This is a genomic window from Prosthecobacter sp., from assembly GCF_044226605.1.
Lineage (GTDB): Bacteria > Verrucomicrobiota > Verrucomicrobiia > Verrucomicrobiales > Verrucomicrobiaceae > Prosthecobacter.
In genome coordinates, this window is record NZ_JBGAGS010000004.1 from 122,949 (window position 1) to 142,568 (window position 19,620).

Below are 19,620 nucleotides of genomic sequence, written 5' to 3' on the forward strand. Positions count from 1 at the left end.
GAACGGTGTCAGTCCATCCGCTCACGCTCTGGCAACCCAGTGCCCGCCAGTTCGCGTTCGATCTGCTCAATGCTCGGGAGACTGCTCAACAGCTCGGGCGGCAGTGACTCCACCAACTGATACTCTGCCACCCCGAGCGGTTGCGATTTGTCACGCAGGGCGTATTCAGCCACCACCTGGTTTTTGCTTTTGCATAACAGCAGCCCGATAGTGGGTCCATCAGTCGGGTGTTTGACTTGGGCATCCACTGCAGTCAGGTAAAAGCTCAGCTGTCCGAGTTGATCCGGCTTGAACTTACCGGCTTTGAGTTCGATCACCACGTAGCAGCGCAGTTTGAGGTGGTAAAACAGCAGGTCCAGAAAGAACTCCTCCCCTCCGACATCCAGCAGCACCTGCCGCCCCACAAAGGCAAAGCCCGCGCCCAGTTCCAGCAGAAAGCTGGTGACGTGCTTCACCAGCGCACCCTCGATTTCCCTTTCTTGCGCCTCCTCCGTCAGTCCCAGAAAATCGAAACGGTACGGGTCCTTGAGAGATTCCCGCGCCAGATCAGACTGCGGTTTTGGCAGGCTGAGAGCAAAGTTGGTCACGGCCGCGCCGCTGCGTTCCAGCAGGCGGGATTCAATTTGCATTACCAGGATGTTTCGGGACCAGTTGTGCTCGACGGCTTTGCGCAGATACCACTCGCGTGCTTCGGGCGTTTTAAGCTTGTCAATGAGGGTGCAAAGATGAAACCACGGTAATTGTGCAGCAGCTTGCTGCACAAATTCCTCGCTAGGCCACGCCTCAGCGAAAGCTCGCATGTATTTGAGGTTGCGGGAAGAAAACCCCTTCATCTCCGGAAAAGCGGCACCGAGGTCCTGAGACAAGCGTTCAATGACCTTCGCACCCCAGCCTTGGGCAGCCTGCCGGGCCAGAATGTCCTGCCCGATCTGCCAGTAGAGCAGCACAAGTTCCCGGTTCACTGCCAGGGAGGCCCGCTGCTGGGCTGTGTGGATGCGGTCCTTTAGATCGGCCAGCCAGCCGGAATAGCCTTCTGGCGGTTCCGAGAGCCGGGCTGGAAGTGTATTCAGGCCCTCCTCCTGACCAGCTTCCGCTGCCTTTTTGTGAGCTGCTGTCATCTGTGTTTAAATCATAAGAGTGCCCCCCGGGACATCGCAACTTTTTGCTGCCATTCATTTCTCGGCGCTAAGACCTCCGCCTCAATTAGGGCAAAAGTTCAAGGTCCCGTATTTTCCAAGACCTTTCCTCGTATTGGACATCCCCCCAAGCCTATGCTATTCGCACAACCCATGTTTTCTCCCCGACCCCTCCTATCTGTCCTGGCCCTGGCTCCCGCGCTTCTCGGCGCTGCGGAGAAGGTTGACTTCAACACGCAGATCAAGCCCCTCCTCGAAGGAGCCTGCACCCATTGCCATGGCGAAAAAGAAGACAAGGGCGACTTCCGCATGCACACGCTGGAAGACATCAAAAAGGGCAATGAGAACGGCCCCGGTCTCACCCCGGGCGATTTGAAGAAGAGTTCCATCTACACCACCCTGCTGCTCGCTTCTGACGAAGACACCGCCATGCCGCCGAAAAAGGAAGGTGCGCTGGAAAAATCCCAGATCGAAGTCATCAAGACCTGGATCGAACAGGGTGCAGAATGGCCCTCTGGCGTGGTGCTGGAGCAAACCCCGCGCATCAAGTTTGAAAAGCACATCCAGCCCATCCTCGAGCAGAACTGCGTCTCCTGCCACAATGCGGACAAGGCCAAGGGTGACTGGATCATCACCACCAAGAAGGAAGCCTTCTCCACCGGCGAAAACGCCCCGAACATCAAGCCCTTTGACCTCAAGAGCGCCATCTACCACTCCACCACCCTGGCGGCTGATGACGACGATTTGATGCCTCCGAAGAAAAGCGGCGGCCCTCTGAGCAAGGAGGACATCAACTACCTCAAGCTCTGGATCCAGCAGGGCGCACCCTGGCCGGATGACCTCAAACTCACCGCCAAGGAAAAGAAGGGACCGGCTTCCAACAACCCGGACAACATGGAGCTGGTGAAGAAGATTCACGCCTTCATCGTGCAGACCTCCAAGGAAAAGAAAGAGGCCGAGATGAAGGCCTACGACTCGAAGATTCCGAAGACCGGCGTCCCCTTCAGCATGGTGGTGATCAAGAGCGGTGAATTCACCATGGGCAGCCCCGAAAGCGAAGCTGGCCGTGGCGACGATGAAGGCCCGCAGGTGAAGAAGACCATGAAGCCCTTCTGGATGGGCAAATACGAAGTCACTTGGGACGAATATGAACCCTTCCAGCTCACCAGCATTGGCCGCAACAAGGACGGCTCCCGCCAGGTGTGGAAACCGACCGACAAGCCGGAAGACCTCATCTCTCAGCCCACTCCCCCCTACCAGCCGATGGATTTCGGAATGGGCCGCGAGCACATGCCCGCCATCTGCATGACGCAGCATGCCGCCAACAAGTACTGCCAGTGGCTCAGCGCCCAGACCGGCCAGTTCTATCGCCTGCCCACCGAAGCCGAATGGGAGTACGCCGCCCGTGCCGGCACCAAGACCGCCTATTTCTTTGGCGATGACAAAGCCCAGCTCAAGGAATACGCCTGGTACTTCGACAACGCCCCGAACTTCCAGTATTCCAAAGTCGGTGCCAAGAAGCCGAATCCTTGGGGCCTCTACGACATCTACGGCAACGTCTGCGAATGGTGCCTGGACCAGTACACCCCCACCACCCCTGCTGCGGCCATCCTTGGCAACGACTGGGTGCGCTCGAAGACCCCCTATCCGCACGTGGCCAAAGGCGGCACTTATGACGACGATCCTGAGCTCTGCCGCAGCGCCGCCCGCAAGGCTTCAGATCCCCTTTGGAAGCAGCAGGACCCCCAGCTGCCGAAGAGCATCTGGTATCTGACAGACGCCACCTGGCTTGGCTTCCGCATCGTGCGCCCCTTGGAGATTCCCACCGTGGAAGAAATGTACGCCGCTTGGAACAACGGCGTCGCCAAAGAATAACCGCATGTCTTTTTGCTGATCTCCCACAGGCCGCTGAACCCCAGCGGCCTGTTTTTTGATCACCCGCGGCATTTAGCCACGTTCAAGCTCCTCCCTCATCTCTCCCACACACTCCCTCACTCCCACATGTCTCAGCCCAAATCCTCCAACAACGGTGCCATGGCCGCCCTGATCGCAGCCTTCCTCGGCTGGCTCTTTGACGGCTTTGAAATGGGCCTGTTCCCGCTCATCGGCAAGCCCGCGCTGCAGGATCTCCTGCCCGGTGCGCCTACCAACCAGCATGTGGAGTGGTTCACGGTCATCATCTCCGTCTTCCTTGTCGGCGCAGCCACGGGCGGGGTTCTCTTCGGCTGGCTGGGGGACAAGCTCGGGCGCGTGAAGGCCATGACGCTGGCCATCTTTACCTATGCCATCTTCAGCGGCCTCTGCGCCTTTGTCACCGAGGCCTGGCACTTCGCCGGCCTGCGTTTCATCGCCTCTCTCGGCATGGGCGGCGAGTGGGCTCTGGGTGTGGCTTTGGTCAATGAAATCTGGGGCGGCAAAAACCGCGCCTGGATCGCTGGCATGATCGGTGCTGCCTCCAATATCGGCTTCCTGCTCACCGGCCTCATCAGCCTCAAGCTGAACGCCAGCCTGGAAGTCGTCACGGGCTGGATTCACGCCATGGGCCTCTCTCCCGAAAACACCGAATACCTCCTGCATAACCGCGCCTGGCGCTTCATCGCTGTCAGCAGCGCGCTCCCTGCACTCATCAATTTCTTCATCCTCGTCTTCGTGCCTGAATCCCATAAGTGGGAGGAGGAAAAGAAGGCTGGCAGCACTTCGCACTGGGCGACGATCGATCTTATGGGCGTCCTCGTGGCATGCGCCGCCGCCTTGGTCATCATCTATGTCTGGAGTCCCATCAGGGCCGCCTGGATCAATACTCCTGCGGCTTCAGCCATCACTCTCGTCGGGCTGGCTGTGGCGCTGTGGGGATACTTGCATCCCGTGCGCCAGTACATGCACCGCTCCCATGCCGCGGGCGGCGTGAACGATTCGGAACGCAGCACCATCATGCGCAATCTGCTCATTGGCGCCGGTCTGGCTGCGGTGGCTCTTCTGGGCACCTGGGGTTCCGCCCAGCAGGCCGCGCGCTGGGCTTCCGCCCTCGCTCCCCAGGGATCCAAGATCCCCATCATCGACTACATCGTCATCTCCACGGCGCTGGGTGCCATCCTTGTCACCTTGATCACCCCTCTTATTGCAGACAAGCTGGGCCGCCGCATCACCTACACGCTGCTTTGCATCACCGCCCTGGCTTCCGCCCTGGCATTTTTCCAGTTCAACAAGCCTTTCACCGGAGATTCTGCGCCGACCTCCCTCATCGTCACCGCGTTCCTGCTCGGTGGCATCACGGCTTCGTTCTACGGCTTCTTTCCTCTCTACTTCCCCGAGCTCTTCCCTACCAGCGTGCGTGCGACCGGCCAGGGCTTTTGCTTCAATTTCGGCCGCCTGATTGCCGCCGTCGGCGCACTGCAGCTGGCCAATCTGACTGCCTTCTTTGGAGGTTCTTCCGGCGGACTGCACGCGGAGGCGCATGCCTATTCCGTGCTCTCCTGCATCTACCTGGTTGGCATGGTTCTGGTATGGTTCGCACCCGAGACCAAGGGCCGCTCCCTGCAGTAACCCCCAATTGGGGTCATTGACGAATCTCCTCTAATGAAAGATTGTTTGCCAAAGAGTCTTTCATCGCTAATAATAAGTTTATATTAAACTCTCACAAATAAGAAGTTCTTGTCGCGCTTGAGTAAAAATTTATGGATTCTATGATTTTATCTTGATCCTACCATTAGAACTTGTTACATTAATCGAAGTTCGAGATTTTCTCGGAAACCATAGCTCTAAGGACCACCTCCCATGATTAACGGAACCAAAACCCCCGCTAAAGACCACGCCAAACTGGCAGATTTCATCCTGTTCAGTCAGCGCGAGTTTTTGCTTAATCTCTCCCGTGAGCTGAACCGAGATAACATCTCTTTCGCTCAGTTCTTCCTGCTTGGCTATTTGGCGACATCGAAGGAACTGACCATGACGGACATCGCGCGCAAAATGGGGCACTCCACCGCTGCCGCCACCGGCCTCGTGGATCGTCTTGAAAAGCTCGGCCTCATGGAGCGCACCCACGCTGTGGATGACCGCCGCAAAGTCCTCGTCCGCATCACTTCCCGTGGCATCGAACTCGTCAGCCGTCTGCGCGACGAACTGCAAAATCAAATTGCAGATGCCATGAGCGAGACCTCCTCCGCAGATGCGGACAGCTTCATGAACTCCTATCGCTCGCTCGATACTTCGGTGGTTCGCTAAGCGTTTCTCCACGCGGTTCTTTTCCCAAAGGCGCACGTTTTTCGTGCGCCTTTGTTTTTTTCATGGCAGAACAGACCTGCCATGAACACCTCCCAGCCGTGGATGACCTTCCCTGCCCTCGAAGCATTGCCCGGCTTTGCCCATCGCTTCACCCTGCGACATCCTGACATCGATGTGGATGACGAGCGCTCCGTGGTGGTGGCACGTCTCTGGGACTGGCACCGTTCCCAGGCTGAAGAAATGGGCTTCTCCGCTTCTGCCCTGGCCATCGCTGAACAAGTCCACGGCTGCGAAGTCGCGGTGCTGAACGCCCCCTCGAATGCCGTCATTCCAGGAACCGACGGCATCATCTCCAATGTTCCAGGTCTCGTCATCGGCATTTACGTCGCGGATTGCTGCGCCGTCTATCTCGCGGATCCGCGCACCGGCGCCTTCGGCATTGTTCACTCCGGCAAAAAAGGCTCCGAGTCGGGAATCACCACCAACGCCATCGAGAAAATGCAGCAGCACTTCGGCTCAAATCCCGCGGATCTGACCGTTCAGTTGAGCCCCTGCATCCGCCCTCCTGCTTACGAGATCGATTTCGCTGCACAGATTCGCCAGCAGGCGCTGGATGCGGGCGTGCCCGCTTCGCAGATTCACGATACCGGCCTGTGCACGTCTTTGGATTTGCGCCGCTTTTATTCCTACCGCATGGAGAAAGGCCGCACTGGGCGCATGCTGGCGCTGCTCGGCCGCACCGCCTGATCATCATGACTTTTCATTCTCCCGCCAAAATAAACCTCTGGCTCCGCATCCTCGGCAAACGCCCCGACGGCTTCCACGAGGTGCAGACCCGCCTCTGCCGGCTGGCGCTTGGAGACACCGTCGAGCTTGAACTCCGCGGCAAAGGCACGGACGTCGCGCTGACCTGTTCCGACCCCACCGTGCCTCTGGATGAATCAAACCTGGCCATGCGTGCCTTGCGTGCTTTTGAAAGCCGCACCGGCAGGCAGTCCTCCTGGCGGATTCATCTTGAAAAAAAGATCCCGGCAGGCGCCGGTCTCGGCGGCGGCAGCAGCAATGCCGCCACCATTTTGACGGCGGCCAACAAGCTCGCAGGTTCTCCCCTGACGCAAGCGGATCTCATCGAGATCGGTGCTCAGATCGGTTCAGACATTCCGTGCTTCATCCTGGACACACCCGCTGCCGATGGCGCAGGCCGGGGCGAGCAGGTGACGCCGGTTGATTTCCCCTGGCAGCTGCCGCTCGTTTTGATCAAGCCCCCCTTCCCCATACCGACACCCTGGGCCTACAAACGCTGGGCGGGTTCGAAGGAGCTTCCTGGCATTCTCTACTCACCCCAGCTTTGCCCCTGGGGAGCCATGTCGAACGATCTGGAGCGCCCGGTCTTTGAAAAGCATCTCTTGCTCCCCACCTTGAAAACCTGGCTCTTGGAGCAGGGAGAAGTCCGTGCAGCGCTGATGTCCGGATCTGGCAGCACCATGTTTGCCATCACGGAAACGCCTCCGCAGGCCTTGGAACTGGCGGAAAAAGCCCGCGAATGGTGTGGCGGCACTTCATGGGTTCAGTCCACCATGACAGGTGCCTGAGACGGATCCCTGCTGAATCTCTCACCCATAAATGATTGAGGCCGGGCGGCTCCCGATTCCGCCCGGCCTCTGGTTAAATCAACCTCAACTTTTTCCTGCGGTGAAGCAGGGGTTTTAGTTAACAACCAATCACTCTCAAGACCCAGTTAATGGAGGGCTGAAATCCCCGCATCAACTGTCACTGGTGTTAGTAGGGGTAGTGTCTGGAGTGTTGAAAAAAGATGAAATTATTTTTGCTCAAGCCAGCCCGCCCCTTTCGTTCATCTCTGCCCCTATGCCTGACCTCCCCCAGCTAACCGACCATGAACGAGCACTTTACGAGTGGCAGATGTGGGTGCCCGGAGTCGGAGAGGAAGGCCAGCAAAAACTGAAAGCAGCCTCCGTGCTGATCTCTCGCGTGGGTGGCCTCGGCGGCCTGGTGGCCCTGGAACTGGCGGCGGCGGGCGTGGGAAAACTCGTGCTCGCCCACGGCGGAAACCTCCAGCCCTCAGACCTGAACCGGCAGCTGCTACAGACGCATGATCATATCGGCAAACCGCGGATGGATTCCATCCTTCGCCGCCTCCGGGAACTCAATCCCCATGGTGAATACCTGGGCGTGCCCGAAAACGTGTCCGAGGCCAATGCTTCCGCCTTGGTGGAGCAGGCGGACATCGTAGTGGACGCGGCTCCACTCTTTCAGGAACGACTGGCATTGAACAGCGCCGCCATGCGCGCACGAAAGCCCATGGTGGAGTGCGCCATGCATTCGTTGGAGGCCAGTGTCACGACCTTCATCCCCGGACAGACAGGCTGCCTGGCCTGCTACATTCCCGAAGTGCCAGACACTTGGAAACGTCAGTTTCCGGTGTTCGGCGCTGTTTCAGGCACCGCCGCATGCATTGGTGCGATGGAGGTCATCAAACTGATCACCGGCATCGGTCAGACACTTTGCGGAGAACTGCTTTCGATGGATCTCTCCACCATGCAATTCCGCAAAGTGCGACTGCCCAAACGGCGGGACTGCGCGGTGTGCGCCTGATTTATTTCGCCACGAAGTCAAGCACGCAGGCCTTGTCGAGGACGGGCTTGAGCCTGGCCACGAACGCCGAATGCTCAGGATGGGGAAGATACACTTCCAGTCCCGCCTTGTCTTTGAAGGTCACGAGGAAGCAGTGGGTGAATCCGTCATTGAGTCCTTCCGGGCTCACGTTGGTTCCCCATTCAAAACCCGTCACCGTGTTGACCTTTTTCACCAGCTCGATGAAGGCCTTTTCAATCTCCTGGACCTGCTCCGGCGTGGCGCTGTCTTTGAATTTGAAGAACACAACGTGGCGGTAGGGGGCGTCGGCGGCGGTGGCGAGGGTGGTCATGGCTGTAAGGAGAATGGCAATGGCAAAAAGGGCGGATTTCATGGTCCGCGAGAGTGTCGCAGAGAGCTCTTTTCGTCAACGGCTCAAACAGGTTGCGTCGTGGCATCGCGCATGCTCCAAATGATTCATGAGCCATTGGGACCGTTTTCAGAAATACTTCGTTCGTTACTCAAATCTGGGATTCTCCATCGACATCAGCCGCATGGCTTTTGAGGACGATATCTTCACCACGATGGCTGGCCGTATTGAAGCCGCCTACAAGGCGATGATCGAAGTCGAGTCCGGAGCGATCGCCAATCCGGATGAGCAGCGCATGGTCGGGCACTACTGGCTGCGCAATGCGCGGCTGGCTCCCAACGCCGAGCTCCAGCACGAGATCAGTGAAACGCTTTCCGCCACGCTGCGCTTCGCCGCCAATGTGCATTCCGGCGCCATTCCCGCGCCCAGCGGCCAGAAATACACCCGTGCACTGGTTGTCGGCATTGGCGGTTCGGCCCTCGGTCCTCAGCTCGTGGCGAACGCCATCACCCCCGCCAACCCGCCCATGGCGATCTCCTTCCTCGACAACACGGATCCAGACGGCATTGACCGCGTGATCGCACAGATCGGAGCGGAGCTGGCCACGACCCTCACCATCGTCATCTCCAAATCTGGCGGCACCAAGGAAACCCGCAACGGCATGCTCGAAGCCGAAGCCGCTTATAAAGCAGCGGGCCTCGATTTCGCCAAGCATGCCGTGGCCGTTACGGGCGTGGGCAGCGAGCTGGACAAGCACGCCATCGCGCAGGGCTGGCTGGCACGCTTCCCCATGTGGGACTGGGTGGGCGGACGCACCAGCCTGATGAGCGCCGTGGGCACGCTGGCCGCCGCTTTGCAGGGCGTGGACGTCCTGCAGTTCCTGGCCGGAGCCGCCGCGATGGATGTGGAAACCCGTCAACGGCCCGCCATTGAGAATGCCTCCATGCTGCTCGCCCTGATGTGGTACCATGCCGGCAAAGGCAAGGGTTTGAAGGACATGGTGGTGCTGCCATACAAGGACCGCCTCGTTCTTTTCAGCAAGTACCTCCAGCAGCTGGTCATGGAAAGCCTTGGAAAAGAGCACGACCTCTCCGGTGCTGTGGTGAACCAGGGCATCGCCGTCTATGGCAACAAGGGCAGCACCGACCAGCATGCCTACGTGCAGCAGCTTCGCGATGGGGTGAACAACTTCTTTGCCACCTTCATTGAGGTGGGCAGGTCACGGGAGGCTGCCTCCATCGAAGTCGATCCAGGCTTCACCACTGGCGACTACCTGCAGGGATTCCTCCGCGGCACCCGCAAGGCCCTGGCGGAAAAGGGGCGTGAGTCCATCACCCTCCACATCCAGGAACTCAATGCCTTCAGTCTCGGCATGCTCATTGCCTTGTTTGAGCGCGCCGTCAGTTTCTACGCCAGCCTGGTTCATATTAATGCCTACCACCAGCCGGGGGTGGAGGCCGGCAAAAAGGCCGCCACTGACTTCCTCACTCAGCTCGCCCAGGTGCGCTCCGCTCTCTCCGGCACCGGCCGTTCTGCGGAAGAAGTGGCTTCCAAACTCGGAATCGACGCGGAGGACGCCTTCCACATGCTCAATCATCTGGCGGCAAACGCCCAGGCTCGGATCATCCATGTGGGTGACACCCCCGCGCAGGATCAATTTGCGGCACCGTGATAAATCGCTGATTGCACACATATCGAGGGCATTCTATAAATCGCCCCTGCGAAGCCTGCTGTCCGCGGCAACCACTTCATGCGCGAAATTCCCATCCACTACCAAATTGCCTGCGTCATCTTGACCGCCCTGTTCATCTGGTCGTTCAGCATTGCTCGGGAGCCACGAGGCTGGCGGCGGCTGTTTCAGTCCATGTTTTCCAAATCGGAAACGTTTTCAGTCAATCGGAACAAAGTCATCGATGAAGCCCTGAAGCGTTACGGCATCGTCGTTGCCATGGCGATTCTGGTGGTGGACGTGTCCTGCTTCGTGCTTGGTGCCACCTACACTTTCCGTGAAAAGCAGCGCACCCAGTCGCCGGAACAGCGGGAAAACGCCAGGGAGTTCGACCGGCACCAGCACAACAGCAAGCCGGGCATTGCCAACTAATCAGCGGTTGCGCTTCGTCACCAAAGTATCGGCGATCAGATCGTGCAGGCAGCGGCGGTCCTGACGGAAGATCATAAGCGCGTCTGCCAGCAGCAGAGGCAGCCCCAGCCCGCCGAAGGAAACGATCCCTGCAAAGATCAGAATGCCAAAAACCAGGCTCCTCAGCAGCACAGCCTTCACGAAGCCGGCAGGAAACCCCTCTGGAAACCGCACCACCTGGATTCCCAGGATGAGTTTGCCAATGGTCTGGCCCCTGAGGCTCAGCAGCACCAGGTTGGTGATGACGGCGGTGTCAAACACCAGGCTCGCCACCGGCAGCACCACATTCCCTGAGGTTCGCACCTCTTCGGAGCGCCGCTGAATGGAGTTCATCAGCTCTGTGGGATTGTCCTCAAGCTTCCGGTATTCCTCAATAAATGCCGGATTGAAAAACATCGTCAGAATAATCCACAAGGGTGCCAGCAGAAGCACAGAATCGATCAGCTTCGCCGCCAGTCTTTGCCCGCGTGAAGCCAGTTCCAGGCGTATGACGCGGTCCATCCGCACTTCGGCGCGCAGGGCCGAGATGGCGCTTGGCTCCAGGACCGGGGGGGAGGCCTCCGGATTCAACTCCTGCAGGTGGTCTCCCAGCGGCTTCCAGTCCGCCATGCCTTCCGTCCAGCAGAGGTCCGTGGGCTTGAACCTGCCAGCCCTCAATCCGGCGCTCACATCCAGGTCGTTGAATGTGCCGAGTTGCTCCTCGCCGCGTGCCAGATGGTATTTCATGAATATGCCGTTTGCTGTAGGTCGTATGCTAGATAGCTGCTAACCAGCCCGCATCAAGCTCCCTTCCCATTTGAAAACCATCGCCCGCGTCTTTTCCTACCTCCGTCGTTACCCCTGGCTCGGCTCCGCCCAGATCGCCTGCGCCATCACCGGCACAATGATGGTCATCGTGTTTCCGCACATCACCCGCGAAGTTCTGGATGTCGTGGTGCCTGGAAAACAATGGGACCGCCTGACACCCCTCGCCCTCTGGGCGCTCGCCGCCTATTTTGCCCAGCACCTGTTCAATTCTCTGCGCATTCAGCTCAACAACACCTTTGAGCAGAAGGTCATTTATGACCTCCGCAGCGATATCTACCAGCGCCTGCAAACCCTCCCGCTCCGCTGGTTCGACAACCGGCCCTCCGGCGACATCATGACGACGGTCTCCGAGGACATCCCCTCCGTCGAGCGCGTGCTGATTGATGGCATCGAACAGGGGCTCATTTCCATCCTCCAGATCATTGTCGTCGGTGTTTTCATGCTGCAGGCGGATGTCACGCTCACCCTCTATGCGCTTATCCCCCTGCCCTTCCTCATGGCTGGCGCGCTGATCTACACCCGTACCTCGCGTGACCGCCACCGCAAGGTCCGCAAGGCCAGCAGCGCCATGAACTCCCTGCTTCAGGACAATGTCTCCGGCATGCGCCAGATCAAAGCCTATGCCATGGAGCGCGAGGAGCACAGCCGCTTCAACAACGCCAGCGATGCCTTGCGCAAGGCCACGCTCCACGTCATGCGCATCTGGTCCATCTACCGTCCCGGCATGAATTTCCTCACCAGCGTCGGCATGGTCATCGTGCTTTGGGTGGGGGCACGCCAGCTCATGGCCGGAAGAATCCAGACCGGGGATCTCACCGCCTTCCTGCTTCTGGTGAAGTTTTTCTACGACCCCATCGAAAGCCTGCATCAGCTCAATCAGATTCTGCAGACCGGGCGTGCTGCCGGAGAGCGCGTCTTTGACATCCTCGATGCCGAACCCGAGGCCGACACCACGGGAGGACGCGAGCTCGCATCCATCTCCGGCCATGTGCGCTATGAAAACGTGGGCTTCAGCTATGCAGGCAAAACCCCCACCGTGCATGGTGTTTCGCTCGATGCGCATCCCGGCCAGACCATCGCGCTGGTCGGCCCCACCGGTGCCGGCAAATCCACGCTGATCAATCTCCTCACCCGCTTCTACGAGTACGATGAGGGCGTCATCACCATTGACGGCGCTCCGGTGCATGAACTCAACAAAGCCTGGCTGCGCCGCCACATCGGCTACGTCACGCAGGAGAGCTTCCTGTTCAATGGCACCGTGCGCGAAAACCTTGTCATTGGACGCCGGGATGCCACCGACGAGCAGCTTTGGGAGGCGCTGAAAAGCGCCAATGCAGATGCCTTCGTCAAACGCCTGCCCAACCTGCTCGACACACACGTGGGCGAGCGCGGCGTGAAGCTCAGCGTGGGTGAGAAGCAGCGCATCAGCATCGCCCGTGCGCTCTTGCGCAATCCCCCCATCCTTCTCCTCGATGAAGCGACTGCCAGTGTGGACACCGAGACCGAGCGCCAGATCCAGGAAGCTCTGGAGCATCTCATGGCCCACCGCACCAGCTTCGTCATCGCACACCGCCTCAGCACCGTGCGCAACGCCGACCGCATTTACGTTCTTGAGCGCGGCTGCATCATCGAGCAGGGCACCCACGACGAACTGATCGCCGAGGAGGGGATGTATGCGCGTCTTTGCCGCACTTCCCTCATCGCGGCAGGAGCAAATGCGGCGTGAACCTGCGTGGCTGGTCGGAAAAGGCGCGGGACAGCAGGCTTATTTGCCCGTCCATTCCTTCACCAGCTTCGCCCCGGCGGCACCTCCCATGGCAGTCGTGCCTTTTTGAATGATCTTGCCATCGGTTCCAAAGAGGAAGTACATCGGGCGGTCCGTTCCATCAGTGCCGATGCTGCCCACCTCCCGATTGCCCGGCGTCAAATTCCCGCTAAAGAGCAGGCATGAATTCCACTCCTGCTAACGGCCCGTCTTTGACATTCCGCCACTTCTTCATGCTTTGCCTGGTGTTCCTGCTTGCGGCTTGCAATGCGAAGTTCGGTCTTGCCGCTCCGGGCTACGGTTATCCAGGCGGACTGTCTGCCCACGCTCCGCGGCTCGGGAACTCGGGAAACTATGTGTACTATCCGCGGTATGAGGCCTACTTTCAGCGCTCATCGCGCATGTTCTACTACCCGAATGGCAAAAAATGGGAGGTGCAGCCCACGGTGCTCAGCACTCCGGTTAGAGAGATTCTAGATTCGCCCGGTGTCCCCTTTCAGTTCTCCGAGCATCCTTCGAAATATCACGAAGACGTGAAGCTGGCTTTCCCAACCACCTGGACCCCCGGCAAGGGCCGCTTCGACGAACCCTACGAGTTCGGTCGTAGCGGCTGGGATATCGACCGGCGCTGATCTGCACCGCCGATTCGTTGGTTTCCACCTTACAGGCCGAAGGCAAGCCACAGCATGAGGTGCAGCAGGCCCACATACACCAGCCACGTCTGCGCCAGACCGTAAACCAGGCTGCCGCTGGTTTCGCTCGGAGTGTCGCTGCTGCGGCCAAACCACCGGTCTTGATTCCGATACAAGATCACACCGGCAGGAATAATGGCGATCAATCCGAGCACACCGATCACCTTAAGGCCAAGCATTCCTTCGGGACTCATCACTGCAAACAAGGGAGTTAATGGAGGGTTCATGCCGCCACACTCGCACGCGCCCAAGAAGCCAAAAGATACAGATGGTCAAATTGACGAACAGTACAGATGGCTGAACGCCGGCAGATATCATTTCACCTGCCGTTTCGCCAGACTGCCCAGAGTCCGGACGGCTCCCTCAATCCGCGGAGACCACGGCTCTCCGCAGGAAATGCGAATGCAGTTTGCGTAGCGTGGCTCCAAGGAAAACAACTGCCCGGGCGCGATGCTGATTCCTTTGGCCAGAGCGCGGTCATAAAGCTCAAGCGCATTGACCGTGACGGGCATGGTGACCCACACCAGAAATCCACCCTGCGGCGTCGTGACCGTCGTTCCTGCCGGGAACTCTTCCAGGATCGCACGCCGCATTCGCATGACGTTCATTTTGTAAATGGCACGCGCGCTCCGCAGCCAGTGGTCATACCCTCCATCCGCCAGAAAGCTGGCGATCGCGAGTTCGGGCAGCGTGGCCGTCGCCATGGTGTGTGTCAGCTTCGCGATACGCACCGCATGGTAGTATCTCCCCGGCACAACCCAGCCCACCCGATATCCCGGTGCCAGTGTTTTTGAAAAGGAGCTGCAAAACAGCACCAGCCCCGAGTCATCAAACGATTTGCAGGTGCGGCCTCGCTTGGGCCCGAAAGGCAGTTCGCCAAACACATCATCTTCGATCAAGGGAATCTCCCTCGCCTTCAGCATGCCCACCAGCCGTTGTTTGGCATCGTCCGGCATGGAGGCTCCAAGCGGATTGCTGAAGGCTGGGAGAACGATGCAGGCATTCACTGGCTGATTTTTCAATACGCTCTCCAGCACATCCAGCCTCAGGCCGGTCCGGGCATCGGTGGGTATCTCCAGCGCCCGCAGCGCCAGCGCTTCAAGCACATGCAGAATGCCAAAGTAAGTCGGAGTTTCCACCGCCACCACATCCCCCGGCTTGGTCACGGCACGCAGGCACAGCATCAGCGCCTCCGTGGCTCCGCAGGTGGTGATGATGTCTGCAGGCGCGACGACCGCACCGCCCTTCGTCATGCGTTTGCTGATCTGACGTCGCAGCATTTCTGAGCCGGGCGGCAGATCATACATCACGCCACGGGCGCCGGCATTCCGCGCTTTCTCAGAAAGCATGCGGTTGAGCTTCGCCGTAGGAAGGATCTCCGGACTCGGCACCGCGCCCCCGAGGGCGATGACGTTGCCTGCCACCACCGCATCAAACAGGCTGGCATGGCGGTTGCCCAGACTCCCGGACATCGGCACACGCGGAGGTCCCGGCAGATCCATGATCACCTTGGGCGGCGCTTTCACAAAAAAGCCCGACTTGTGCCGCGGCTCCACCAGCCCCCGCGATTCCAGCTCCACAAACGCCTGCACCGCAGTGCTCATGCTCACGCCATGTTGATCACACACCGCCCGCAGAGAGGGCGTCCGCTCGCCCGGCCGCAGCACTCCATCGTGGATCATTTTCTCCACCGTATTTGCGACTTGTTTGAAAAGCGGCTCCTGCGTCACACGGAAGGAAGACAGCAGGTTCAAAGCGGCTGCAATGACTTAGACCAGTTCTCGGAAAGATTGTCATTTTGACCGTCGAGCGCAGCGGCCCCAGTGGCAAGGCGGGAGCGCCGTCTGCTATTTGAAAATAACAGGCAAGCGACCAACGCAGCCAATGGGGCCAATGGGGCCAATGGGGCCGCTCCGCCGTCCGGGCAATGTGACAAGATTTTGAGAGTTGGTCTAAAACGCGGATCCCCGAAACGCCTCAATACTTCGGAAAGATGGCAGGTGTCGGGAAGCGGTCTTCGAGGCTGAAGCTTCCGCTGTCGAGGTGCTCTTCCCTCGGCAGGTGTACATCCGGCCAGCTGGCAGGACGAACGCGCACAATTCTTGTAGGACGCATGCCTTCGGTGATAAGGTCCGTCTCAAAACGAATCTGGATGCCACTGCTGCCCAGAGGCACCTCTCCAGGCACCTGGGTGACATCGCGGATGGTGCCTCGCGCGGCCATTTGCGCAGGTCCTGCCGTGCCCCCTTCGGTATGCTTCAGGGTGTTCTCCACACCATTCATCAGTGCAGGGACGCTCTTTTTAAAATCAGCGTATAAACTGGCATCCATGCCGCCAAACAACGTCGCCGTCACCGTGGCGCGGCCAAACTTGCCATACTCCACGGCGTCCACCCACGCGGGCATCCAGCGGCTGCGAATGAAGGCCTTGTGCGTTTCGGTCTGGTTGTGGGCGGCACGCTGCACCGCTGTGTCATCCAGCCAGATATCCGAGATGTGAAAGCGGGTGAACACACCGCCGAGCGTGGGCTTCCAGGTGATGCCGAGCTGCACGGCCTGGCCGTTCAGCGATTTCTTCCCGCTGGCAGGCCAGAGTCCTTCCGCCACCAGATCAGCGACGTCGAGACATTCGCGGCCGCGCCAGATTCGCGTGGCGGCATCAAAGCTCAGACTTTCCTCGCTGCCCTTGCCATCTCCACCTGCCTTCGCCTCCCGGCTTGCGAGGATCATCCCTTCGTTGTTCTTGATCTCCACTTCCTTCAGCTTCCAGACGTTGCCCTCGCGCAGACAATGGCTGACCTCATCTTCGAGAAGGAGCACATGGTTCTCAGCGGGGGCGATGCCAGTGCCACGACTGTGGTTTGCATCTTTCTCCTTGTTGTTCACTGGCAGAACCGGCACTGCGGAAATCTTCGGGTCCGGCGGCAGGAAGGCCCGCACATGCAGCACCGTGCCAAGCGGGATGTCCCGCAGGTCCGCCGGTGCTCCATGATAGCACACCATGCCATAAGGCAGCATGGCAAAAGGGTGCGGATCATTCCGGCGGAACACCCCGCTTCCCTCCACACGAAGGCTGCCCCGGCGGTTCGCGTGATCCACAAACACCAGCTCGCCCCGGTAGGAATGGGCTTTCTCCAGCGGCGGAAACTTCCCCGCCTCAGGTCGGAACGCTTCGTCAGCACCGGCTGCGTCGAGGGTGAGCAGGCCTAAAACGGCACTCAGCAGGATGAATCTCATGCGCTCGTCTCAGTACTTGGGAAAGATGATGGGTGTCGGAAAGCGGTCCTCCGCGTTGGAGCCGTCGCCCACATACTCCTCACGGGGCACCTGCACCTGGGGCCAGCCCGCGGGCCGCACGCGGAAGACTCTGCCAGGGCGGAGTCCTTCGATGACGAGATCCGTCTCAAACTGGATCTGGATGCCGCTGCTTCCCAGAGGCGGCTCCACTGCTGCTTTCGTGACGTTAAGGAGTGTCCCTTTGGACGCCATGTGCGCCGGACCATAGGCTCCGCCAGCATGCTTCAGCGTGTTCTCAGCACCGTTGGCCAGCACCTGCCCGCCTTTCTGAAAATCGGCGTAGAGGGAGGTGTCCATGCCTCCAAACAAAGTCGCCGTCACCGTGGCGCGGCCAAACTTGCCATACTCGACGTTGTCCACCAAGGCGGGCATCCAGCGGCTGCGAATGAAGGCCTTGTGCGTCTCAGTCTGCACCAGCGTGGCACGCTGCATGGCGGAATCATCCAGCCAGAGGTCCGAAATGTGGAAGCGGGTGAAGATACCATCCGGCGTGGGCCTCCAGGTGATGCCAAGCTGTACGGCCTGGCCATCCAGCGATTTCTTGCCACTCGCAGGCCAGAGGCCTTCCGCGACCAAATCAGCAACGCTGAGACATTCGCGGCCGCGCCAGATCCGCGTGGCTGCATCGAAGGTCAGGTTTTCTGTCGTCGGCTTGGCGTTTCCGCCGTCCTTGGGTTCGCAGCTTGCCACGATCATGCCTTCGTTGTTCTTGATGTCCACATCCTTCAGCTTCCACACCAGGCCTTCGCGCTGGCAGTGGCTGGCTTCGTCTTCGAGCAGAAGCACATGATTCTCGGCCGGTGCCACACCGGTGCCGCTGTAGCCCGCGATCTTATCCTTGTTGTCCACCGGCAGCACCGGCACGGCGGAGAGCTTGGGGTCTGGCGGGAGAAAAGCCTTCACATGCAGCACGGTGCCGAGCGGAATGTCCCTCAGATCCGCCGGCGCGCCGTGATAACGCACGACGGCATACGGAAGCAGCGCGAAGGGATGCGGAGCATTGCGGAAATACGTTCCGCCCGCCCCCTGCACACGCAGGCTGCCGCGCCGATTGGCGTGATCCACAAACACAAGTTCACCCCGGTAGGTGTGCGCCTTCTCAACCGCTGGAAACTTCCCGGCTTCGGGGCGGAAAGGCTCCTCTGCGCTGACACACAAACCCAGAACCAGGAACAAAGACCCAAGAACGTATTTCATCATAGCGCGATCACCTTGTTGCTGTCTCCAAACGTGTCCGTCTCCACGCCCATGCGCTGGGCCATGAGGAGCAGCAGGTTGCTCATGTGGGCATCCGTGTTCACCGGGCGGCTGCAGGTCTGGTAGTGCGCGGTGGTGAGTCCGCCGTCCGCGCCCAGCGCGTAGCCTTGGAAGCCGGCGGCCTTCAGGTTGAAGTCGAGGTGGCTTCCATGTTTCAAACCGAGGTCCGAGCCACCCGCAAGCACGAGCGGGAGATTGGCATTGCCATGGCTGTGGCCATAGGACATGCCGCTGCCAAAGAGAGACATGGTGGAGCCGAGCAGGGACTTGCCGTCAAGGTCCTTGGTCTCTTCGAGCCGCGTGAGGAAGTAGCTGAACTGCTCAATGGCAAAGGTGTCGTAGTTGGTGAGCTTCTCCATGTAGCCCAGGTCGCCGCCGTGGTGGCTGAGCTGATGGCGCGACTCCGTGATGCCGATTTCAGGAATGGCGATGGCCTGCCCCTCGCCACCCAGGCTGAAGGTGGCCACGCGTGTCACATCCGTTTGAAACGCGAGCACCATGAGGTCATACACCGTGCGGAAATAATCACCCGCCTTGGTGTCGGGAATGTCGCGATCGGTGCGCTTGCGATCTGCGTCGGAGATCACAGGCAGCGGTGTGTCCAGCCATGCGTCCGCACGCCGCGTGCGGATCTCCGCCTCGCGCACGGAAGTGAGGTACTGCTCCATGCGTCCCTTGTCCGCAGTGCCCATCTTTTTCTCCAGCCGGCGCACTTCCGCCAGATTGTCATCCAGTACGCTGCCCTTGCGGCGCAGGGCACGCCGCTGCGCTGCCACGCCGCCTTTCGGTTCGGCAAACATGGACGCAAAAATCTCACTGCAGCGCCGCATCGCCGGCAGACGCACGCCGTCTGCCGTCCATGCCAGCGACTCCTGGGTGATGGCCACCTCCAGCGACGGATAACGCGTATGCTGCGCCGTGATCTCCGCCATCTTCTGGTCCACGGAAATCGTGTTGCGATCCGAAGGCCCCAGCTTTCCTCCTGTCAGCCAGATGTTGATGCAATTATGGTGATGACTCAGACTGCCCGGATGATGCAGCCCGCTGATGGGCGTGACGACCTGCCGATGCTTCTCCAATGGCGCGAGCGAGCGCGAAAATTTGTAGTCCTTCCCCGGCGTGGTGATCTGGTAGTTCAGCGAATGCACGCCGTTCGCCAGATAGATGAAAGCGCTGCGCTTCGGTGCCACCGTGGCAGCTTCCGCCGCCCGCAGCGGCACCATGCACTCAAGAAAAGGCAGCGAGATAAAGCTGCCCAGCGCACGCAAGGCATGCCGACGGTCAATCAGCCAGGATTGGGAGAGGTAGTTGCTCATAGGATGGAGTGGTGGAGTGACAGAATT

At 59.6% G+C, this 19,620-nt stretch carries 19 protein-coding genes; 10 read left to right on the plus strand and 9 right to left on the minus strand.

Translation table 11 applies throughout. From position 1 onward, the window contains the following. Nucleotides 1–8: 8 nt before the first annotated feature. Entirely contained in the window at nucleotides 9–1,118 is a 1,110-nt protein-coding gene (locus ACILSO_RS06570) for a YhcG family protein (RefSeq protein ID WP_395736577.1), read from the minus strand. 171 nt (nucleotides 1,119–1,289) lie between these two features. Between ACILSO_RS06570 and ACILSO_RS06575 the strand changes: the two genes are divergently transcribed. The 6 genes from ACILSO_RS06575 to ACILSO_RS06600 all read left to right on the plus strand — a co-directional run bounded on the left by ACILSO_RS06575 (nucleotide 1,290) and on the right by ACILSO_RS06600 (nucleotide 7,970). After that, the gene (locus ACILSO_RS06575; protein ID WP_395736578.1) at nucleotides 1,290–3,011 is read left to right on the plus strand and encodes an SUMF1/EgtB/PvdO family nonheme iron enzyme; all 1,722 of its coding nucleotides are present in this window, start codon (nucleotides 1,290–1,292) and stop codon (nucleotides 3,009–3,011) included. 126 nt (nucleotides 3,012–3,137) lie between these two features. Further along, complete coding sequence (locus tag ACILSO_RS06580; protein WP_395736579.1) at nucleotides 3,138–4,679, plus strand: MFS transporter; 1,542 nt, start codon at nucleotides 3,138–3,140, stop codon at nucleotides 4,677–4,679. A gap of 231 nt (nucleotides 4,680–4,910) precedes the next feature. Next, a complete protein-coding gene (locus ACILSO_RS06585) occupies nucleotides 4,911–5,357 on the plus strand; it encodes a MarR family transcriptional regulator (protein ID WP_395736580.1) in 447 nt (148 codons plus the stop codon). 81 nt (nucleotides 5,358–5,438) lie between these two features. Further along, nucleotides 5,439–6,104 (plus strand): polyphenol oxidase family protein, encoded by a 666-nt coding sequence (locus ACILSO_RS06590; RefSeq protein WP_395736581.1) that lies wholly within the window; start codon nucleotides 5,439–5,441, stop codon nucleotides 6,102–6,104. A 5-nt stretch (nucleotides 6,105–6,109) separates the two neighbouring features. Then, nucleotides 6,110–6,949, plus strand: a complete 840-nt coding sequence (gene ispE / locus ACILSO_RS06595; RefSeq protein ID WP_395736582.1) for a 4-(cytidine 5'-diphospho)-2-C-methyl-D-erythritol kinase — start codon at nucleotides 6,110–6,112, stop codon at nucleotides 6,947–6,949. A 274-nt stretch (nucleotides 6,950–7,223) separates the two neighbouring features. Continuing rightward, nucleotides 7,224–7,970, plus strand: a complete 747-nt coding sequence (locus tag ACILSO_RS06600) for a HesA/MoeB/ThiF family protein (protein WP_395736583.1) — start codon at nucleotides 7,224–7,226, stop codon at nucleotides 7,968–7,970. Nucleotide 7,971: 1 nt separating this feature from the next. Here the strand turns inward: ACILSO_RS06600 and ACILSO_RS06605 are convergent, their stop codons facing one another. Continuing rightward, complete coding sequence (locus tag ACILSO_RS06605; RefSeq protein ID WP_395736584.1) at nucleotides 7,972–8,343, minus strand: Dabb family protein; 372 nt, start codon at nucleotides 8,341–8,343, stop codon at nucleotides 7,972–7,974. Nucleotides 8,344–8,428: 85 nt separating this feature from the next. Here ACILSO_RS06605 and ACILSO_RS06610 point away from each other — a divergent pair, with 85 nt between their 5' ends. Beyond that, nucleotides 8,429–9,991, plus strand: coding sequence for a glucose-6-phosphate isomerase (locus ACILSO_RS06610; protein ID WP_395736585.1), 1,563 nt, complete (start codon nucleotides 8,429–8,431; stop codon nucleotides 9,989–9,991). A 78-nt stretch (nucleotides 9,992–10,069) separates the two neighbouring features. Then, complete coding sequence (locus ACILSO_RS06615) at nucleotides 10,070–10,420, plus strand: hypothetical protein (protein ID WP_395736586.1); 351 nt, start codon at nucleotides 10,070–10,072, stop codon at nucleotides 10,418–10,420. Here the strand turns inward: ACILSO_RS06615 and ACILSO_RS06620 are convergent, their stop codons facing one another. Beyond that, nucleotides 10,421–11,185 (minus strand): RDD family protein, encoded by a 765-nt coding sequence (locus tag ACILSO_RS06620; RefSeq protein WP_395736587.1) that lies wholly within the window; start codon nucleotides 11,183–11,185, stop codon nucleotides 10,421–10,423. Nucleotides 11,186–11,255: 70 nt separating this feature from the next. On the opposite strand from ACILSO_RS06620, the gene ACILSO_RS06625 reads away from it, so the two are divergent. After that, nucleotides 11,256–12,992, plus strand: coding sequence for an ABC transporter ATP-binding protein (locus ACILSO_RS06625; protein ID WP_395736588.1), 1,737 nt, complete (start codon nucleotides 11,256–11,258; stop codon nucleotides 12,990–12,992). Nucleotides 12,993–13,031: 39 nt separating this feature from the next. Here the strand turns inward: ACILSO_RS06625 and ACILSO_RS06630 are convergent, their stop codons facing one another. Next, entirely contained in the window at nucleotides 13,032–13,193 is a 162-nt protein-coding gene (locus ACILSO_RS06630; protein ID WP_395736589.1) for a hypothetical protein, read from the minus strand. A gap of 20 nt (nucleotides 13,194–13,213) precedes the next feature. Here ACILSO_RS06630 and ACILSO_RS06635 point away from each other — a divergent pair, with 20 nt between their 5' ends. Then, entirely contained in the window at nucleotides 13,214–13,663 is a 450-nt protein-coding gene (locus ACILSO_RS06635; protein ID WP_395736590.1) for a hypothetical protein, read from the plus strand. Between the two features lie 29 nt (nucleotides 13,664–13,692). Here the strand turns inward: ACILSO_RS06635 and ACILSO_RS06640 are convergent, their stop codons facing one another. The 5 genes from ACILSO_RS06640 to ACILSO_RS06660 all read right to left on the minus strand — a co-directional run bounded on the left by ACILSO_RS06640 (nucleotide 13,693) and on the right by ACILSO_RS06660 (nucleotide 19,593). After that, complete coding sequence (locus tag ACILSO_RS06640) at nucleotides 13,693–13,950, minus strand: hypothetical protein (protein WP_395736591.1); 258 nt, start codon at nucleotides 13,948–13,950, stop codon at nucleotides 13,693–13,695. Between the two features lie 87 nt (nucleotides 13,951–14,037). Beyond that, a complete protein-coding gene (locus ACILSO_RS06645) occupies nucleotides 14,038–15,477 on the minus strand; it encodes a PLP-dependent aminotransferase family protein (RefSeq protein WP_395736592.1) in 1,440 nt (479 codons plus the stop codon). Nucleotides 15,478–15,700: 223 nt separating this feature from the next. Continuing rightward, entirely contained in the window at nucleotides 15,701–16,960 is a 1,260-nt protein-coding gene (locus tag ACILSO_RS06650; RefSeq protein WP_395736593.1) for a hypothetical protein, read from the minus strand. A 9-nt stretch (nucleotides 16,961–16,969) separates the two neighbouring features. Beyond that, complete coding sequence (locus ACILSO_RS06655) at nucleotides 16,970–18,220, minus strand: hypothetical protein (protein WP_395736594.1); 1,251 nt, start codon at nucleotides 18,218–18,220, stop codon at nucleotides 16,970–16,972. Next, complete coding sequence (locus tag ACILSO_RS06660; protein WP_395736595.1) at nucleotides 18,217–19,593, minus strand: DUF1552 domain-containing protein; 1,377 nt, start codon at nucleotides 19,591–19,593, stop codon at nucleotides 18,217–18,219. Before ACILSO_RS06660 ends, ACILSO_RS06655 begins: the two co-directional genes overlap by 4 nt. Nucleotides 19,594–19,620: the final 27 nt, after the last annotated feature.

Bases quoted from the DNA above. Each gene is read 5' to 3' on its own strand.
- ACILSO_RS06615 (WP_395736586.1), top strand. From the start codon at position 10,070: ATGCGCGAAATTCCCATCCACTACCAAATTGCCTGCGTCATCTTGACC.
- ACILSO_RS06575 (WP_395736578.1), top strand. From the start codon at position 1,290: ATGTTTTCTCCCCGACCCCTCCTATCTGTCCTGGCCCTGGCTCCCGCG.
- ACILSO_RS06580 (WP_395736579.1), top strand. From the start codon at position 3,138: ATGTCTCAGCCCAAATCCTCCAACAACGGTGCCATGGCCGCCCTGATC.
- ACILSO_RS06600 (WP_395736583.1), top strand. From the start codon at position 7,224: ATGCCTGACCTCCCCCAGCTAACCGACCATGAACGAGCACTTTACGAG.
- ACILSO_RS06570 (WP_395736577.1), bottom strand. From the start codon at position 1,118: ATGACAGCAGCTCACAAAAAGGCAGCGGAAGCTGGTCAGGAGGAGGGC.
- ACILSO_RS06590 (WP_395736581.1), top strand. From the start codon at position 5,439: ATGAACACCTCCCAGCCGTGGATGACCTTCCCTGCCCTCGAAGCATTG.
- ACILSO_RS06605 (WP_395736584.1), bottom strand. From the start codon at position 8,343: ATGAAATCCGCCCTTTTTGCCATTGCCATTCTCCTTACAGCCATGACC.
- ACILSO_RS06610 (WP_395736585.1), top strand. From the start codon at position 8,429: ATGAGCCATTGGGACCGTTTTCAGAAATACTTCGTTCGTTACTCAAAT.
- ACILSO_RS06640 (WP_395736591.1), bottom strand. From the start codon at position 13,950: ATGAACCCTCCATTAACTCCCTTGTTTGCAGTGATGAGTCCCGAAGGA.
- ACILSO_RS06585 (WP_395736580.1), top strand. From the start codon at position 4,911: ATGATTAACGGAACCAAAACCCCCGCTAAAGACCACGCCAAACTGGCA.
- ACILSO_RS06655 (WP_395736594.1), bottom strand. From the start codon at position 18,220: ATGATGAAATACGTTCTTGGGTCTTTGTTCCTGGTTCTGGGTTTGTGT.
- ACILSO_RS06635 (WP_395736590.1), top strand. From the start codon at position 13,214: ATGAATTCCACTCCTGCTAACGGCCCGTCTTTGACATTCCGCCACTTC.
- ACILSO_RS06660 (WP_395736595.1), bottom strand. From the start codon at position 19,593: ATGAGCAACTACCTCTCCCAATCCTGGCTGATTGACCGTCGGCATGCC.
- ACILSO_RS06650 (WP_395736593.1), bottom strand. From the start codon at position 16,960: ATGAGATTCATCCTGCTGAGTGCCGTTTTAGGCCTGCTCACCCTCGAC.
- ispE (WP_395736582.1), top strand. From the start codon at position 6,110: ATGACTTTTCATTCTCCCGCCAAAATAAACCTCTGGCTCCGCATCCTC.
- ACILSO_RS06620 (WP_395736587.1), bottom strand. From the start codon at position 11,185: ATGAAATACCATCTGGCACGCGGCGAGGAGCAACTCGGCACATTCAAC.